Origin of the sequence: Pseudomonas sp., from assembly GCF_002796985.1 — a bacterium.
Lineage (GTDB): Bacteria > Pseudomonadota > Gammaproteobacteria > Pseudomonadales > Pseudomonadaceae > Pseudomonas.
In genome coordinates this window covers 32,435-50,200 of the sequence record NZ_PEKX01000018.1, presented here as the reverse complement: position 1 = coordinate 50,200, position 17,766 = coordinate 32,435, and the positions used below count along the sequence as shown (strand labels likewise).

Below are 17,766 nucleotides of genomic sequence, written 5' to 3'. Positions count from 1 at the left end.
CTCTCCAGGAGCAGGCACATGCCCACTTCGCTTCTCGTCCTCGCTTTGTCCGCGTTTGCCATCGGCACCACGGAATTCGTGATCATGGGCCTGTTGCCCGAGGTCGCCGGCGACTTGTCCGTGACCATTCCCGCCGCCGGCTGGCTGGTCAGCGGCTACGCCTTCAGTGTCGCCATCGGCGCGCCGATCATGGCCCTGCTCACCGCCCGCCTGCCGCGCAAGACCGCGTTGCTGATGCTCATGGGCATCTTCATCCTCGGCAACCTGCTCTGCGCGGTGGCCGCCAACTACGGCCTGCTGATGCTGGCGCGGATCATCACCGCCCTGTGTCACGGCGCCTTCTTCGGCATCGGCTCGGTGGTCGCCGCCAGCCTGGTGCCGGCCAACCGCAAGGCTTCCGCCGTGGCCCTGATGTTCACCGGCCTGACCCTGGCCAACGTGCTCGGCGTGCCGGCCGGCACCGCGCTGGGGCAGATAGCCGGCTGGCGTTCGCCCTTCTGGGCAGTGACGCTGATCGGCGTGGCAGCGCTGATTGGCCTGTGGCGTGTACTGCCTAAGAAGCACGATGAAGAAGCGGTGGACATGCGCAAGGAAGTTGCCGCGCTGCGCAACGGCCCACTGTGGCTGGCGCTGGGCACCACCGTGCTGTTCTCGGCCGCTGTCTTCGCGCTGTTCACTTATGTCGCGCCGCTGCTGGGTGAAGTCACCCAGGTTTCGCCGCACGGCATCACCTGGAGCCTGGTGCTGATCGGCCTTGGCCTGACCCTGGGCAACATCCTCGGCGGCCGTCTTGCCGACTGGCGCCTGGGCACCACCTTAGCCTGCGTGTTCGCCAGCATGGCGGTGGTTTCCACTGCATTGAGCTGGACCAGCGCCTCGCTGATCCCGGCCGAAATCACCCTGTTCATCTGGGCCACTGCCGCCTTCGCCGCAGTGCCCGCGCTGCAGGTCAACGTGGTGCGCGTCGGCGGAGCCGCGCCGAACCTCGTCGCCACCTTGAACATCGGCGCCTTCAACGTCGGCAACGCCATCGGCGCCTGGGTCGGCGGCAGCGTCATCAGCCACGGCCTGGGCCTGACCCGCGTGCCCCTGGCTGGCGCCGTGCTCTCCGTCCTCGCGCTGATCGCGGTGATGATCGCCTTCAGCGGCAAGCCCAACCAGACCCAACCCGTCCTCGACTGATCCTCCACCCTCACGCCCCGGAGTAACGCAATGACCACGCTTTTCGACCCCATCGTCATCGGTGACCTGGAACTGCCCAACCGCATCGTCATGGCCCCGCTGACCCGCTGCCGCGCCGACGAAGGCCGCGTGCCCAACGCGCTGATGGCCGAGTACTACACCCAGCGCGCCGACGCCGGCCTGATCCTCAGCGAGGCCACCTCGGTGACCCCGATGGGCGTGGGCTACCCGGACACCCCCGGCATCTGGTCCGACGACCAGGTGCGCGGCTGGAGCAACATCACCAAGGCCGTGCACGCCAACGGCGGGCGCATCATGCTGCAGCTGTGGCACGTGGGCCGTATCTCCGACCCGCTGTACCTGAACGGTGAAACCCCGGTAGCACCGAGCGCCCTCAAGCCGGCCGGCCACGTCAGCCTGGTGCGCCCGATCAAGGAATTCGTTACCCCGCGCGCCCTGGAAACCGAAGAGATCGCCGACATCGTCGAGGCCTACCGCACCGGTGCCGAGAACGCCAAGGCCGCCGGTTTCGATGGCGTGGAAGTCCACGGCGCCAACGGCTACCTGCTCGACCAGTTCCTGCAGAGCAGCACCAACCAGCGCACCGATCAGTACGGCGGCTCGGTCGAGAACCGAGCGCGCCTGCTGCTGGAAGTCACCGATGCCGTGATCGGCGTCTGGGGCGCCGGCCGCGTCGGCGTGCACCTGGCCCCGCGCATGGACTCCCACGACATGGGCGATGCCGATCCGCTGGCCACCTTCGGCTATGTAGCCCGCGAGCTGGGCAAGCGCGGCGTGGCGTTCATCTGCACCCGCGAGAAGGCCGGCGACGACAGCATCGGCCCGAAACTGAAGGAAATCTTCGGTGGCGTGTACATCGCCAACGAGCGCTTCACCAAGGACACCGCCAACGAATGGCTGGAAAGCGGCAAGGCTGACGCGGTGGCCTTCGGCATCCCGTTCATCGCCAACCCGGACCTGGTGACCCGCCTGGCAAAAGGCGCCGCCTGGAACGAGCCGCACCCGGAAACCTTCTACGGCAAGGGCCCGGTCGGCTACCTGGACTACCCGCGCCTGTAAGGGCTGGTTCCGGCACCAATAAAAAGGGCGCCTTCATTCGAAGGCGCCCTTTTTTGTTTTCCAGAAACGCTACAGCTTAGCTGTAGGAGCGAGCTTGCTCGCGAACCGCATGGCACCGGCGCTCGGCCTGTTCGCGAGCAAGCTCGCTCCTACGAAAAGCCACCGGGCTCGGTATCGAGGCAGCTGTAGGGCGAATAACGCCTCGGGCGTTATCCGCCCAGTTGCTGGACGTAGGATGGCGTGGAGCGCCGCGATACCCATCAATCCGTGGCACCGACCGCATGGCTATCGCTTAGGCTCCACCCATCCTACGTTTCGATCTCAGTTGGTAATCCAGCGCAAGGGCGTGGCGTCGTTGCGGCCGGCCAACCGATACCCCGTCGTCGCACACCGCGTCGCCTCCGCACAGCCCTTGCAACTCCCGCAGGCCGCCGGTTCCGGCGCGATCTTTTCCACCACACCCATCGCCAGCAGCCGCTCCAGCAATGCTTCGAGCAGAGCCTTGGAGGCGCCGAGGCGCTGGGCGAGGGTCGGCACATCCGCCTCGCCCATCTCGCCGAGCAGGTTGCGCACTGCGATTGCCGTGGCCATCAGTGGCAGCTCCCCGCCGGGGCCGCGCGCAGCTCACGCTCGCCATCCAGCTCCAGGCCGCGCCGGCCGACCCAGCGCAGGACGAGGAACACCGCCAGGTTGAAGGCCAGCACGATGCCGATAACGGTCGCGCTGTATTGCGGGTGCTCGGCGAAGCTGAATACCTGATAGCAGAGGGTCGCCAGCGAATAGGCCACGTTGAGGCCCCAGAACACCGCGAAGGTCATCCAGCCACGGCCGCTCTCGCGGGTCAGTGCGCCAAGGGTGGCCACGCACGGCACGTAGAGCAGCACGAAGATCAGGTAGCTGTAGGCGGCCAGCGGGCTGCCGAACTTGGCGGCGAAGGTGCCCATGGAGCCCTCCTCCATCTCGCCGTCGGCCATGCTCGCGGCCACCGGGTTGGCCAGCACGCTGAGGCTGAAGGAGTCGCGCAGACCATCCAGCGTATCCGCCCCGGCCTGTTTCAACTGGCCCCAGAGGTCGTAGGCATCGGCATCGAAAGCTTCCCCCTGGATGTGTTCGGCGGTGTACAGGGTGTTCAGGGTGCCGACCACCACTTCCTTGGCCAACGCGCCGGTGACCAGGCCGACCGTGGCCTGCCAGTTGTCCGGGTGCACGCCCATGGGCGCCAGCAGCGGCGTGACCTTGTGGCTGAGGCTGGACAGCGCCGAGTCGGCGATGTCGCCCTGCACCGGGCGGCCGTCGAGGGTGACGCTGTTGAGGCCGCCAATCACCAGGCTGACCAGGATGATCACGGTGCCGGCGCGAACCACGAAGGCACGCAGGCGCATCCAGGTTTGCAACAGCAGGCTGCGCAGGTGCGGCACGTGGTACAGCGGCAGCTCCATGACGAAGGGTGAAGCCTCGCCGCGCATGAGCGTGTGCTTGAGCAGCAGGCCGGTGAGCACCGCGACGACGATGCCCAGCAGGTACAGCGAGAAGATCGCCAGTGCGCCGTTCTGGCCGAAGAAGGCCGCAGCGAACACAGCGAAGATCGCCAGCCGCGCACCGCAGGACATGAACGGCGCCATCATCGAAGTCATCAGGCGTTCGCGCGGGTTGTCCAGGGTGCGGGTGCCCATGATCGACGGCACGTTGCAGCCGAAGCCGACGATCAGCGGCACGAAGGATTTGCCCGGCAGGCCGAGGGCCTGCATCAGGCGATCCATGACGAAGGCCGCGCGGGCCATGTAGCCGGAGTCTTCGAGCAGGGCGAGGAACAGGTACATCAGGCCGATCTGCGGGATCAGCGGCAGCACCGCGTTGATGCCGCCTCCCAGGCCTTGGGCCAGCAGCGCGGTGAGCCAGTCCGGCGCGCCGCTGCGGGCGCCCAGCCACTGGATGCCGTCGATGAACAGCGCCGAGGAGCCCTGGTCGAAGATCGGTTGCAGCGCACCACCGAGGGTGATGGCGAAGAAGAACATCAGGTACATCACCAGCAGGAACACCGGGATGCCCAGCCAGCGGTTCAGGGCGATGTGGTCGAGCAGTTGGGTCAGCCGGTGCGGCGTCGCCTCGCGGTGGTTGCTGGCGCGCTCGCAGAGCTCGCCGATCAGCCGGTAGCGTGCGTCCACCAGCAGCAGTTCCGGGTCTTCGCCGCAGGCGCAGCGAATGGCGTCGCGCGCGGCCAGCAGGCGTGCAGGGTCGAGCTGGAGCTGGCGGGCACTGTGCAGGTCGCCTTCCAGCGCCAGCAGGGCCATCCACGCATGGGCGGGCGGCGCGTCGTTCGGCAGCAGCTGAGTGACGGCATTCCTGAGTGCGGCTGGATAGGGTACGTGCAGCGGCGGCTGGGCCGTCAGGCCATCGATGGCGTCTTTCAGCTCGTCGATGCCTTCGCCACGGGTCGACACCAGCGCCACCACCGGGCAGCCCAGCTCCCGCGCCAGCGCCTCGCGGTCGATGTTCAGGCCCTGGGTGCGGGCGATGTCGAGCATGTTCAGCGCCACCACGCAGGGCAGGCCCATCTCGCGCAGCTGCACGGTGAGGTAGAGGTTGCGTTCCAGGTTGGTGGCGTCCACCACGTTGACCAGCACATCCACCTCGCCATCGACGATGCAGCGCCGGGCGATTTGCTCGTCCAGCGAGGCCTGGGTCGACAGCGTGGTCAGCGAGTAGGTGCCGGGCAGGTCCACCAGGCGCACGCTGTGGCGGGCGGTGCGGAAGCTGCCCTCCTTGCGCTCCACGGTGACGCCGGCCCAGTTGCCGACGCGCTGGCGTGAACCGGTGAGCTGGTTGAACAGGGTGGTCTTGCCCGCGTTGGGGTTGCCGATCAGACCGATGCGCAGTTCGTCCATGGCGGCTCAGTCCTGCACTTCAAGCTGGAGGAAAGCCAGGTCGCGGCGGCGCAGTACCAGGCTGCACTGACGGGTATCCACCTGCACCGGGTCACCCAGCGGCGCTACGCGGCGTATCTTCAGCTCGGCGCCCGGCAAGAGCCCCATGGAAAACAGCCGCTGGCGGAAGGCGGCGCCGATCCCGGGCCGGTAACCGGCGATGCGGTACCGGCGTTGCGCTTGAAGATCGAGCATGGGGAGGCCTCCGGGCGATTGGGCAATCTGGAGAGAATCTAAATGACTCTCATTTGTTGCCAATTATTCGCCCCGAAACCTGAACTGAAACTGATTCAAGACAAGAATTGCCTTCACTACCCCCAAAGAGGGATGGCAACAAAAAGCCCCCGGACCTTTCGGTGCGGGGGATTTTTGTGTCCAACAGATCAGCGGGTGCTGATCTGTTGCTGGAGGTTCTGCATCTGCTGCTGCAGGGTGTTGATGTTGCGCATCACCTGGATGCGGAACACGTCGAACTCCTTGGTATCGCTGCTGGCCTGGCCCTGGCGGCCGTCGACTTCGGCACGCAACAGCATCAGGTCGTCCTGGATGCTCTTGATCGCCTGGCTCGGATTGCCCTGCTTCTTCAGGTTGGCGATCTCGGTATTCAGCCCTTGGATCTGCTGGTTGGCGGCAGCGAGGTCAGCCTGCACGTTCTTGAACTTGGCCTGTTCTTCGGAGATGGCCTTGAGCTTGCTGTCGAGCTGGGCGACCAACTGCGCGGCGGCGTCCTGCTGGGCCTTGAGGTCTGCGCCGATCTGCGCCAGGCGCTTGCCCTGGGCGCCGTCGAACTCCGACAGGGAAGTCTGTTGCGCCTTGGCCTGTTCGGCCAGTCGACCCTGCAGCTGCTTGACCTGCAGCTTGAGCGCCTCGCGGTCGGTGGTGCCGTTGGATTCATTGGCGACGAACTTGCCGCGAATGTCGTCGAGGCGGCCGGCGGCTTCCTCACTGATCTTGGCGAAGCTTTCCTGAGTGGCGATCAGTTGCTGCTCCATCAGCATCAGTTGCTGGTGGCTCCACCAGCCCACACCCGCCAGGGCGATGGCCATGGCCGCCACCAGCGCCCACAGCGCGCCGGTACCGCCGCCACGCTTCACCGGCTGGGGCTGCGGGCGGCCGTTGGGCTCGACCACACGGCGCGGGTGATGCCCGAACTCGTCGCGGTCGGCGGCGTCGGTGGAAAGGTGGGGCACATCATCGAATTCGTCGAACGTGTCATTACGCATGGAATGAACCTGTGGGGATAAAGCGGCGTGTTGCCTGCGCAGGGCGCAGTATATCCGTTCGCATGACTCTTAGAGAGCAGCCTGGGAGCAGCGTGCCATCACAGGGCGTCACGCACCTCGTCGGCGCATAGAAGACCTGCCAGGACGCACGCAGTTCCCCTGGCGGCCCGCCAATAGTGGCTTTGCGATATCGTGGCACGCCCCTTGCTCCCGCTTCAGATACTTGGCGCCGCTCTGGCGCCCTTCGCGGGGAGGAAGTCGGGTGATCGAACTCAACAAGGCCATCCTGGATTGCATGCGTGAACTGCGCCGCCGTCTGCGTGAAGAACAGGCGCTGGAAATCCAGTACCAGCAGAGCGACGCCATCGAGCGGATGCTGCGTGCTTGTGTCGATTCCGCACGGGAAGAAACGCGCCAGCTGGGCGAACGCCTGAGCGAGTTGAGCGGCGTGAAGCTGCCCCGCGTGGTGCAGGAGCCGAGCTTCCTGCCGCTGCAGGGCGGCGGTGACCCGCAGTACTCCGGCCCGCTGCGGGGCGGGGCCCGTACCTCACGCTGATGTGGCTCTTGTAGGAGCGAGCTTGCTCGCGAACCGCATGGCACTGAAGCTCGGGCTGTTCGCGAGCAAGCTCGCTCCTGCGAAGAGCCGTCACGCCCCGCGCAACCGCCACCAGTCGCAGAACTCGTCCAGAGCATCCCACAGGCTGTTCTGCGGGTCGTAATCGAGGTACTGGCGAGCGCGGGAGATGTCCAGGGAGAAGTCCTTGGCCATCACCGCCATGCCCAGGCGGTGCAAGGTCGGTTCCGGGCGGCCGGGCAGGATCTTGCACACGCCCTCATTGAGCAACGCCAGGTTGTAGGCCAGCCCGTACGGCATGTGCCGCTCAACTGGCTGCATGTCCAGCCGTCGCAGCACGTAGTTCACCACGTCCCACAGCGGCAGCGGCTGGCCGTTGCTGATGTTGTAGGCCTGGCCGAGCGCCTCGTCGCCGGCCATCAGGCTGGCGAACAGCGCATCGTTGAGGTTCTGGATGCTGGTGAAGTCCACCTTGTTCAGGCCCTGCCCGATGATGCGCAGGCGGCCCTTGCGGTGCGCGGCGATCATTCGCGGGAAGATGCTGGTGTCGCCGGCGCCGGTGACGAAACGCGGGCGCAGCGCCAGCACTTCCAGGCCAAATTCCTGGGCGCCGAGGGCGACCAGCTCGGACTGGTACTTGGTCGAGCCGTAGTGGTTGGCGAAGCGCTTGGGCACCTGCTGCTCGGTAATGCCGACGTGGGACTGGCCATCGAAGTAGATCGACGGCGACGACAGGTGCACCAGCCGGCGCACCTTCTGTTTCAGGCAGGCCTCGACGATGGCCTCGGTCATCGTCACGTTGGCCTGATGGAAGTACTCCTGGCTGCCCCACACGCCCACCGCGCCAGCGCAATGCACCACGGCATCGACGCCGCTGCACAGGGCGCGAACCAGCGCCGAGTCCGACAGGTCGCCGGCCATGAACTCGGCCCCGCGCGCCACCAGCGGCTGCAACGCCTCCTCGCGGCGTCCGTTCACCCGAACCGCCAGCCCCTGCTCCAGGGCAAAACGGGCAAAGCGCCCACCAATGAACCCGCTGGCTCCGGTGACCAGAATCTTCATGCACGCCACTCCCGTTCTTATAGTCCGGCGACTCTAGCAGGCGCCGAACGCTACCACTCTGGCCTTGCACGCCAGAAACGAATCCTTGCAGACCGCCGTGTCACGCCAGGGTTGCACGACTTGCGATCGGCGACATGAAGCGAGTGGTTGCGACTACCCTTGAGGCACGCTGTTTTCCCTCTATAAAAAGCAAGACGAGGCAACACCATGAGCAAGCCCCACTGGATGATCTACGGCGCCAACGGCTACACCGGCCGGCTGGTGGCCGAGCAGGCGCAGCGTGAAGGCCTGAAGCCGATCCTCGGCGGCCGCAACCCTGCCAACCTGCACGCACTGGGCAGCACGCTGGGGCTGGAATGCCGGGTGTTCGACCTGAACGACAGCGCCGCCGCCCTGGCTGCGCTGGAAGACGTCGCCGTGGTTGCCAACTGCGCAGGGCCCTTTTCCGCCACCGCCGCACCGATGATCGAGGCGTGCATCGCCAGCGGCGCGCATTACGTGGATATCACCGGGGAGATTGCCGTCTTCGAGTACGCCCACAGCCTGGACGAAGTGGCGCGCACGGCCGGCGTGGTGCTCTGCCCCGGCGTCGGCTTCGACGTGATCCCCACCGACTGCGTCGCCGCCTGCCTGAAGGAAGCCATGCCCGATGCCGCGCACCTGGCGCTGGGCTTCGACAGCGGCAGCGGCTTGTCGCCGGGCACCGCCAAGACCACCGTGGAAGGCCTCAAGCTCGGCGGCAAGGTACGCGAAGCCGGGCGCCTGCGCGACGTACCGCTGGGCTACAAGCGTCGCGACATCGACTTCGGCCGCGGCCTCAAGCACGCGGTGACCATCCCCTGGGGCGACGTGGCGACAGCCTATTATTCCACCGGCATCGGCGATATCGAGGTCTACCTGCCGGTGCCACCCGCCGCCGCCCTCGGCATGCGGGTGATGGACAGCCTGCGTCCGCTGCTGGGCCGCGACCGCGTGCAGGACTGGCTCAAGCAGCAGGTGGACAAGCGCGTCCACGGCCCCGACGAACTGGCCCGCGGCAAGCTGCGCACCTGGGTCTGGGGCGAGGTACGCAACGCCCGTGGCGAGCGCCGCACAGCGCGACTGGAAACCGCCAACGGCTACGACGTGACTCTCCACGGCGTGCTCTTCGCGGTACGTCACCTGCTGGCCAACCCGAACACAGTCGGCTACTTCACCCCATCAAAACTGTTCGGCACGCGCTGCATCGAGCAGTTGCCGGGCAGCGGCAGCATCGTCATTCGCGGCTGATCGGCACCAGCAGGCCCGGCGCCTTCGCCAACAGGTGCCGGGTCAGCGCGGCGAGCAATTCGCCGCCGTTGCGCCAGTGATGCCAGTAGAGCGGTACGTCGATTACCCGCCCCGGCAGCATGTCCACCAGCTCACCGCGCTCCAGCTCGCCACGCACCTGTTGCTCAGGCACCAGGCCCCAGCCGAGGCCGCCACTGGTCATGCGCACGAAGCCTTCGGAAGAAGGGCACAGGTGGTAGCTGAAGTGGCCGTCGACGCCCAGGTCCTTGAGGTAACGGTGCTGCAACTGATCGTCCGGGCCGTAGACGATGGCCGGCGCGCGCACCAGCCCGGCGGGCGTCACGCCCCTGGGGAAGTGCCGGGCGATGAACTCCGGGCTGGCCAGCCCGCGATAGCGCATGGCCCCCAGCGGTTCGCAGCGCCCACCGGCCACCGGACGCGGACTGGCGCAGACGCAGCCGGCCACCTCGCCCGCGCGCATGCGCTTGAGGCCGACTTCCTGATCCTCCACCACCAGATCCAGCAACACATGGCGTTCGCCGCAGAAATCGCCGACCACCTCGGCCCACCAGGTCGCCAGGCTGTCGGCGTTCAGCGCCAGGCGCAGGCGCTCGGGTGCCGCGCCGTCGTCCAGCGCCGGCACCCATTGCTGCAAGTCGCCCTCCAGCAAGCGCACCTGCTGTACATGGTTGAGCAGGCGCTGGCCGAGATCGGTGGGTTGCGGCCGCGCGGCGCGCACCAGAACCGGCTGGCCGACCCGTGCTTCGAGCAGCTTGATGCGCTGCGAAATGGCCGACTGCGACAGCCCCAGCACCTGGGCGCCGCGCTCGAAACCACCCTGCTCCACCACGGCAGCCAGGGCGGCAAGCAGCTTGTAGTCGAACATGATCAGTTTCCCTAATGAGATATCAGCAGTATTGGTTTTTCTTATACAGGCCAAAGCCGGACAATCGCCAGCATTCCCACTTTCTTCACGGATTCCACCATGGCTGGCGAAACCTCCCTGACCGCGCTGCTGCGCGACATGACCCCGGTACTCAACGACGGTGAGTATGTGTTCTGCACCCTGCCCGACGGCCAGCTCCCGGCCGGCCTGCAGCCGCTGGGCAGCTTCCGTGAAAGCGAGGGGCTGACGCTGATCCTGCCGCGCAGCGAAGCCGAACAGGCGGGGCTGGCCTTCGACTACGTCGCCGCCTGGCTGACCCTGGAAGTGCACTCGGCACTGCAGGCAGTCGGCCTCACCGCTGCCGTGGCCGGCGCCCTGGCCAAGGCCGGGATCAGCTGCAACGTGATCGCCGCCTGGTACCACGATCACCTGTTCGTCGCCCAGGCCGACGGCCCGCGGGCGCTAGGCGTGCTGCATGCCCTCGCGCTCAATCCGCCCGCCTTCAATAAAGAGGAGGCCTGAACCATGTGGCAGAGCTATCTCAACGGCGTGCTGGTCGCCGCCGGCCTGATCATCGCCATCGGCGCGCAGAACGCCTTCGTTCTCGCCCAGAGCCTGCGCCGCGAACATCACCTGTCGGTGGCCGCGCTGTGCGTGCTGTGCGACGCCATCCTGGTCAGCGCCGGAGTGTTCGGCCTGGCGAAGATCCTCGCCGAGAACCCGACGCTGCTGGCTATCGCCCGCTGGGGCGGTGTGACCTTCCTGGTCTGGTATGGCCTCAAGGCGCTGCGGCGTGCAGTCGCACCCGAGGCCATGGCCGATGCGCAGGAAACCGGCCCGCGCTCGCGGCGCACCGTACTGATGGCGGCCCTGGCGGTGACCCTGCTCAACCCCCACGTCTACCTCGATACGGTGCTGCTGATCGGCTCCCTCGGCGCCCAGCAGGCAGTGCCCGGCGCCTACGCCATGGGGGCGGCGAGTGCCTCGCTGCTGTGGTTCTTCACCCTCGCCCTCGGTGCCGCGTGGCTCGCGCCCTGGCTGTCACGGCCGGCCACCTGGCGCCTGGTCGACCTGATGGTCGCCGTGATGATGCTCGGCATGGCCGCCCAACTGGTATTCGCCGGCTGACTCCAAGCACGCCGGGTAAATGATTCCGAACGACGTTCCGTCATCCCGGTCTGTGCATAATGAGCGTCGCGCTCCGACGCAAGCCGCTGCGCAGGGCCTTTGCCCTTACAGTTGCTGCGTGGATATGCCGCAGGTCGGGTGCTATGATCGGCCCCTCGCGGCGCCGGCGGGCTCTGAGCCTTCCGGACGCAACTGGCGCGCTGCCCGTCCCCGAAAGGGACACCCTGCAGCTACGCCCGGATGCCGCGACAAACATCGAACCGGCCCCGTGTACCGGTCGCGCGCCCGTCGCGCTTGCCCAGACTGAGTGAGATAGGAGAAACACCATGGCTTTCGAATTGCCGCCGCTGCCTTACGCGAAGAATGCCCTTGAGCCGCACATTTCCGCGGAAACCCTGGAATTCCACCACGACAAGCACCACAACACCTACGTCGTGAACCTGAACAACCTGGTTCCGGGTACCGAATTCGAAGGCAAGAGCCTGGAAGACATCGTCAAGACCTCTTCCGGTGGCATCTTCAACAACGCCGCCCAGGTGTGGAACCACACCTTCTACTGGAACTGCCTGAGCCCCAACGGCGGTGGCCAGCCCACCGGCGCCCTGGCTGACGCCATCAACGCGGCCTTCGGTTCCTTCGACAAGTTCAAGGAAGAGTTCAGCAAGACCTCCATCGGCACCTTCGGCTCCGGCTGGGGCTGGCTGGTGAAGAAAGCTGACGGCTCCCTGGCCCTGGCCAGCACCATCGGCGCCGGCTGCCCGCTGACCAGCGGCGACACCCCGCTGCTGACCTGCGACGTCTGGGAACACGCCTACTACATCGACTACCGCAACCTGCGTCCGAAGTACGTCGAGGCGTTCTGGAACCTGGTCAACTGGGACTTCGTGGCCGAGCAGTTCGCTGCTTGATCGCCCCCGCTTGATACGAAAAACCCGGCCCTGCGCCGGGTTTTTTCGTAATGGGCGCGTAACACCTTCGTGTCAGCTAACCTGAAAGGCCGGTACCATCACGAAACACAACGATGGCCCTTTGACGCCATTGCGCCAATTGCCAATACTCAGCCCCAGTCGTTCGCCCCTGGCGAGAAACAAGGAAAGACCTTGAAACTGGATCCTCGGCACAGCCTCTCCCTCAAGCTGCTGCGAATGGTATTACTCGCGGCCCTCGTGGTCGGGGTGGTACTCAGCTGTGCCCAGATCGTCTATGACGCCCACAAAGCCCGCCAGAACGTACACAACGACGCCCAGCGGATCCTGGCGATGGTCCGTGACCCGTCTACCCAGGCCGTCTACAGCCTCGACCGGGACATGGCGATGCAGGTCCTCGAAGGCCTGTTCCAGCACGAAGCCGTACGCTACGCCGCCATCGGCCACCCTGACGAACCCATGCTGGCGGAAAAATCCCGCCCGCTGCTGGACTCCAATACCCGCTGGCTGACCGACCCGATCCTCGGCGCCGAGCAGAACTACTCCATTCGCCTCGCCGGCCGTGGTGGCTCCAACGAATACTACGGCGACCTGAAGATCACCCTCGATACCGCGCCCTACGGCAACGATTTCGTCACTACCTCGGTGATCATCTTCATCTCCGGCATCCTCCGCGCCATGGCCCTGAGCCTGGTGCTGTTCATGGTCTACCACTGGCTGCTGACCAAACCGCTGTCGAAGATCATCGAGCACCTGGCCTCGATCAACCCGGACCGCCCCAGCCAGCACAAGCTGCCGATGCCCGACGGCCACGAGAAGGACGAACTGGGTTTATGGGTGACCACTGCCAACCAGTTGCTGGCCTCCATCGAGCGCAACGGCCATTTGCGCCGGGAGGCCGAAGACAGCCTGCTGCGCATCTCCCAGTACGACTTCCTCACCGGCCTGCCCAACCGCAAGCTGCTGCAGCAGCGCCTGGACCAGATACTCGAAGACGCCTCGCGCCTGCAACGCCGCGTCGCCGTGCTCTGCCTGGGCCTGGATGACTTCAAGGGCATCAACGAGCAATACAGCTACCAGTTCGGCGACCAGTTGCTGATCGCCCTCGCCGACCGCCTGCGCACCCGCAGCGCGCATCTCGGCGCCCTGGCGCGGCTGGGCGGCGACCAGTTCGCCCTGGTCCAGGCCGACATCGAGCAGCCCTACGAGGCGGCCGAACTGGCCCAGCAGATCCTCGACGACCTGGAGGCACCCTTCGAGCTGGACCAGCACCTGGTGCACCTGCGCGCCACCATCGGCATCACCCTGTTCCCCGAGGACGGCGAGACCACCGAGAAGCTGCTGCAGAAAGCCGAGCAGACCATGACCCTGGCCAAGAGCCGCTCGCGCAACCGCTACCAGTTCTACATCGCCAGCGTCGACAGCGAGATGCGCCGCCGCCGCGAACTGGAAAAGGACCTGCGCGAGGCCTTGGCGCGCAACGAGTTGCACCTCGTGTTTCAGCCGCAGGTGGATTACCGCGATCACCGCGTGGTCGGCGTCGAGGCGCTGCTGCGCTGGCAGCACCCGACCCAGGGCTGGGTCGCGCCGGACCTGTTCATCCCGCTGGCGGAGCAGAACGGCAGCATCTTCAGCATCGGCGAGTGGGTGCTCGACCAGTCCTGCCGCCAACTGCGCGAATGGCACGACCAGGGCTTCGATGACCTGCGCCTGGCCGTCAACCTGTCCACCGTGCAACTGCGCCACAACGCCCTGCCGCGGGTGGTCAGCAACCTGTTGCAGATGCACCGCCTGCCGCCGCGCTCGCTGGAGCTGGAAGTCACCGAGACCGGCCTGATGGAAGACATCTCCACCGCCGCCCAGCACCTGCTCAGCCTGCGTCGCGCCGGCGCCCTGATCGCCATCGACGACTTCGGCACCGGCTACTCCTCGCTGAGTTACCTGAAGAGCCTGCCGCTGGACAAGATCAAGATCGACAAGAGCTTCGTCCAGGACCTGCTGCTGGACGACGACGACGCCACCATCGTTCGCGCCATCATCCAGCTGGGCAAGAGCCTGGGGATGCAGGTGATCGCCGAGGGCGTGGAGACGGTCGAGCAGGAGGCCTACATCATCGCCCAGGGCTGCCACGAAGGTCAGGGCTACCTCTACAGCAAACCGCTGCCGGCGCGCGAACTGACCCTGTACCTCAAGCAGGCGCGGCGCCTGGCCGAAGCGGCCGGCGGCAATCCCAACGGGTCCGTCGAGCGTCATTGATGCTTCACGGCGGATAACGGACGAGGTGTTATTCGCCCTCCCCCACGCCGAATCCCCCTGTAGGAGCGAGCTTGCTTGCGAACAGCCCGAGCGCTGGTGCCAAGCGGTTCGCGAGCAAGCTCGCTCCTACGAAAAGCCAAATCTCCTGGCTCCTGCTGGCGACTTGCTGGCCCCGTGATCAAACGGCGCCACCGATCTCTCTTTTCAAAAATGCAAATCTTTCGCATTATGTTGCAGATTTTCTTGCGCAGTCCTTTTTCGTGCGCCTCTTCTCCCTGCAAAGGAACCCGTCATGACTCGTATGCCCTGGGCCACTGCCAGCCTGCTCGCCATCGCCATCTCCCTCGCCGGCTGCGGCGATGACAAGAAAGCCGAAGCCCCCGCCGCCACTCCGGCTGCCAGCACCCAGAGCACTGCCCCGGCGGCCGCCAAGGTCGACGAGGCCGCGGTCAAGGCCGTGGTGAAGAACTACCTGGACATCGCCGAAGCCACCTACGGCGACGCCCTGACCACCGCCAAGGCGCTGCAGGCCGCCGTCGACGCGCTGATCGCCAAGCCCAGCGAAGCCACCCTGAAGGCCGCCCGCGAAGCCTGGATCGCTTCCCGCCCGTCCTACTCGCAGAGCGAAGCCTTCCGCTTCGGCAACTCGATCATCGATGACTGGGAAGGCGCAATTAACGCCTGGCCGCTGGACGAAGGCCTGATCGACTACGTCGCCAAGGACTACCAGCACGCCGAAGGCAATGCCGGCGCCAGCGCCAACATCATCGCCAACACCGAGATCCAGGTCGGCGAAGACAAGATCGACGTCAAGGAAATCACCGGCGAGAAGCTCAAGGGCCTGAACGAACTGGGCGGCTCCGAAGCCAACGTCGCTACCGGCTACCACGCCATCGAATTCCTCCTGTGGGGCCAGGACCTGAACGGCACCAAGCCGGGCGCGGGCGATCGCAAGTACACCGACTACGCCCAGGGCAAGGACTGCACCAACGGCCATTGCGACCGTCGCGGCGCCTACCTGAAAGCCGCCACCGACCTGCTGGTGGCTGACCTGGAAGAAATGCACGGCAACTTCAAGGCCGGCGTCGCCGACAACTACCGCGCCAAGGTCGAGGCCGACACCGCCGACAACAACCTGCGCAAGATGTTCTTCGGCATGGGCTCGCTGTCCCTCGGCGAACTGGCCGGTGAGCGCATGAAGGTCGCGCTGGAAGCCAACTCCACCGAAGACGAGCACGACTGCTTCAGCGACAACACCCACAACACCCTGTTCTTCAACGCCAAGAGCATTCGCAACATCTACACCGGCGAATACAAGCGTACCGACGGCAGCGTCGTGAAGGGCCCGAGCCTGTCCGACCTGGTCGCCAAGGCTGATGCCCAGGCCGACACCGACCTCAAGGCCGACCTGGCGAACACTGAAGCCAAGATGCAGGTCATCGTCGACCGTGCCGAGAAGGACGGTGTGCACTTCGACCAGATGATCGCCCCGGAAGACAAGGACGATCAGCAGAAGATCCGCGACGCCATCGCTTCGCTGGTCAAGCAGACCGGCGCCATCGAGAAGGCCGCCACCGCGGTTGGCGTACAGGACCTGAAGCCGGACACCGCCGATCACCAGTTCTGATACGCGCGACCTGAAGGTACTGCGGCTCCAAGCCGCAGCACCTTGAGAGGCACAGCAAAGCCCCGCACTGCGGGGCTTTGTCATTTCAGAACGGCAAACGATGTCGTTCGCAAATACAAATTTTTCATATTTGCATTTGACTCCCCTGATACCATGGCGCGCTGCCATACACCGCTTTCGGAACCCGTCGATGCTGCCCCGCCGTACCGCCCTGCGCCTCGTGCCGCTGCTGTCTGCCCTCGCCCTTGCCGCGTGCAAGCCGGAGACCTCCCAGCACGCCGTGGCCGAGCCTGGCGAAGTACTGTCCGGCGGCGCCACCACGGTCAGGCAGAACGACCGCAACGCCTACTCCATGCCGTCGGGCAACCTCACGCCGAGCCGCCGCCTGGACTTCAGCGTGGGCAACAGCTTCTTCCGCAACCCCTGGGTGATCGCGCCGAGCACCACCACCGCGCGTGACGGCCTCGGTCCGCTGTTCAACACCAACGCCTGCCAGAACTGCCACATCAAGGACGGCCGCGGCCATCCGCCGGAGCTGAACGACGTCAACGCCGTGTCGATGCTGGTGCGCCTGTCGATCCCCGCCGGCCCCGAGGATGCACGCACGCTCAAGCGCCTGGGCGTGGTGCCCGAACCGGTGTACGGCGGCCAGTTCCAGGATTCGGCCATCCCCGGCGTGGCGCCCGAAGGCAAGGTGCGAGTGGACTACGAGCCGGTAAAGGTCACCTTCAAGGACGGCACCGTGGTCGAGCTGCGCAAGCCCAAGCTGCGCATCAGCGACCTGGGCTACGGCCCGATGCACCCGGACACGCTGTTCTCCGCACGCATCGCCCCGCCGATGATCGGCCTCGGCCTGCTGGAATCCATCAGCGAAGCGGACATCCTCGCTAACGCCGAACTCCAGGCCAAAGGCGGCGACGGCATTCATGGCCGCCCGAACCAGGTCTGGGACGACGCGAAGCAGGCAACCGTCCTCGGCCGCTTCGGCTGGAAGGCCGGGCAACCCAACGTCGCCCAGCAGAACGCCCACGCCTTCTCCGGCGACATGGGCCTGACCAGCGACCTGCTGCCCAGCGACGACTGCACCAAAACCCAGGTCGACTGCCTGAAAGCCATCGACGGCGGCAAGCCGGAAGTCAGCCAGCACATCTTCAACCAGGTCGCCTTCTACGCCCGCAACCTCGCCGTACCGGCGCGGCGCAAGGTCGACGACCCGCAGGTACTCACCGGCAAAGGCCTGTTCTTCGACACCGGCTGCGCCAGCTGCCACACGCCCAAATTCACCACCGCCGCCAATGCCGCCGAGCCCGAGCTGGCCAACCAGCTCATCCGCCCGTACAGCGACCTGCTGCTGCATGACATGGGCGAGGGACTAGCGGACAATCGCCCGGAATTTCTCGCCAGCGGCCGCGACTGGCGCACGGCGCCGCTGTGGGGCATCGGCCTGACCGAGACGGTCAACGGCCACACCCAGTTCCTGCATGACGGCCGCGCCCGCAACCTGCTCGAAGCCGTGCTCTGGCATGGCGGCGAAGCCGAAGCGGCCAGGCAACGCGTACTGAATTTCGACGCCGGGCAGCGCGATGCCCTGCTGGCGTTCCTGAACTCACTCTAAGGAGCCGAGCCCAC

At 66.1% G+C, this 17,766-nt stretch carries 16 protein-coding genes; 10 read left to right on the top strand and 6 right to left on the bottom strand.

Annotated features, from left to right (window positions below):
- Positions 1–18 precede the first annotated feature (18 nt).
- Both CTR55_RS20755 and CTR55_RS20750 read left to right on the top strand, forming a co-directional pair.
- Positions 19–1,182, top strand: coding sequence for an MFS transporter (locus CTR55_RS20755; protein ID WP_296288927.1), 1,164 nt, complete (start codon positions 19–21; stop codon positions 1,180–1,182).
- Between the two features lie 30 nt (positions 1,183–1,212).
- Positions 1,213–2,262 carry an alkene reductase gene (locus CTR55_RS20750; RefSeq protein WP_296288926.1) on the top strand — a complete coding sequence of 350 codons (1,050 nt, stop codon included), beginning with the start codon at positions 1,213–1,215 and terminating at the stop codon, positions 2,260–2,262.
- Positions 2,263–2,583: 321 nt separating this feature from the next.
- Here CTR55_RS20750 and CTR55_RS20745 read toward each other — a convergent pair whose 3' ends face one another.
- The 4 genes from CTR55_RS20745 to CTR55_RS20730 form a co-directional block, all read right to left on the bottom strand.
- The gene (locus CTR55_RS20745; protein ID WP_296288925.1) at positions 2,584–2,853 is read right to left on the bottom strand and encodes a FeoC-like transcriptional regulator; all 270 of its coding nucleotides are present in this window, start codon (positions 2,851–2,853) and stop codon (positions 2,584–2,586) included.
- Positions 2,853–5,147, bottom strand: a complete 2,295-nt coding sequence (feoB, locus tag CTR55_RS20740) for a Fe(2+) transporter permease subunit FeoB (RefSeq protein ID WP_296288923.1) — start codon at positions 5,145–5,147, stop codon at positions 2,853–2,855. The genes CTR55_RS20745 and feoB overlap by 1 nt, the downstream gene beginning before the upstream one ends.
- 6 nt (positions 5,148–5,153) lie before the next feature.
- Positions 5,154–5,381 carry a ferrous iron transporter A gene (gene feoA, locus CTR55_RS20735; RefSeq protein WP_296288921.1) on the bottom strand — a complete coding sequence of 76 codons (228 nt, stop codon included), beginning with the start codon at positions 5,379–5,381 and terminating at the stop codon, positions 5,154–5,156.
- A gap of 188 nt (positions 5,382–5,569) precedes the next feature.
- Entirely contained in the window at positions 5,570–6,409 is an 840-nt protein-coding gene (locus CTR55_RS20730) for an ATPase (RefSeq protein ID WP_296288919.1), read from the bottom strand.
- A 265-nt stretch (positions 6,410–6,674) separates the two neighbouring features.
- On the opposite strand from CTR55_RS20730, the gene CTR55_RS20725 reads away from it, so the two are divergent.
- Positions 6,675–6,965: a hypothetical protein gene (locus tag CTR55_RS20725; RefSeq protein ID WP_296289371.1), complete on the top strand. Its 291-nt coding sequence runs from the start codon at positions 6,675–6,677 to the stop codon at positions 6,963–6,965.
- A 90-nt stretch (positions 6,966–7,055) separates the two neighbouring features.
- On the opposite strand, the gene CTR55_RS20720 is transcribed toward CTR55_RS20725, so the two are convergent.
- Positions 7,056–8,045 carry an NAD(P)-dependent oxidoreductase gene (locus CTR55_RS20720; RefSeq protein ID WP_296288918.1) on the bottom strand — a complete coding sequence of 330 codons (990 nt, stop codon included), beginning with the start codon at positions 8,043–8,045 and terminating at the stop codon, positions 7,056–7,058.
- A 207-nt stretch (positions 8,046–8,252) separates the two neighbouring features.
- Here CTR55_RS20720 and CTR55_RS20715 point away from each other — a divergent pair, with 207 nt between their 5' ends.
- Positions 8,253–9,314: a trans-acting enoyl reductase family protein gene (locus CTR55_RS20715; RefSeq protein ID WP_296288916.1), complete on the top strand. Its 1,062-nt coding sequence runs from the start codon at positions 8,253–8,255 to the stop codon at positions 9,312–9,314.
- On the opposite strand, the gene CTR55_RS20710 is transcribed toward CTR55_RS20715, so the two are convergent.
- Positions 9,301–10,206, bottom strand: coding sequence for a LysR family transcriptional regulator ArgP (locus CTR55_RS20710; protein ID WP_296289370.1), 906 nt, complete (start codon positions 10,204–10,206; stop codon positions 9,301–9,303). The genes CTR55_RS20715 and CTR55_RS20710 overlap by 14 nt on opposite strands.
- A 93-nt stretch (positions 10,207–10,299) precedes the next feature.
- Between CTR55_RS20710 and CTR55_RS20705 the strand changes: the two genes are divergently transcribed.
- From CTR55_RS20705 to CTR55_RS20680, 6 genes are all read left to right on the top strand, one after another.
- Positions 10,300–10,722, top strand: a complete 423-nt coding sequence (locus tag CTR55_RS20705) for an ACT domain-containing protein (protein WP_296288914.1) — start codon at positions 10,300–10,302, stop codon at positions 10,720–10,722.
- Positions 10,723–10,725: 3 nt separating this feature from the next.
- Entirely contained in the window at positions 10,726–11,328 is a 603-nt protein-coding gene (locus CTR55_RS20700) for a LysE/ArgO family amino acid transporter (RefSeq protein WP_296288912.1), read from the top strand.
- 326 nt (positions 11,329–11,654) lie between these two features.
- Positions 11,655–12,236, top strand: coding sequence for a Fe-Mn family superoxide dismutase (locus CTR55_RS20695; protein ID WP_045211147.1), 582 nt, complete (start codon positions 11,655–11,657; stop codon positions 12,234–12,236).
- A gap of 192 nt (positions 12,237–12,428) precedes the next feature.
- Positions 12,429–14,510 (top strand): GGDEF domain-containing phosphodiesterase, encoded by a 2,082-nt coding sequence (locus CTR55_RS20690; protein ID WP_296288910.1) that lies wholly within the window; start codon positions 12,429–12,431, stop codon positions 14,508–14,510.
- A 292-nt stretch (positions 14,511–14,802) separates the two neighbouring features.
- A complete protein-coding gene (locus CTR55_RS20685) occupies positions 14,803–16,137 on the top strand; it encodes an imelysin family protein (RefSeq protein WP_296288908.1) in 1,335 nt (444 codons plus the stop codon).
- A gap of 190 nt (positions 16,138–16,327) precedes the next feature.
- A complete protein-coding gene (locus CTR55_RS20680; RefSeq protein WP_296288906.1) occupies positions 16,328–17,752 on the top strand; it encodes a di-heme oxidoredictase family protein in 1,425 nt (474 codons plus the stop codon).
- The last annotated feature ends 14 nt before the right edge of the window (positions 17,753–17,766 follow it).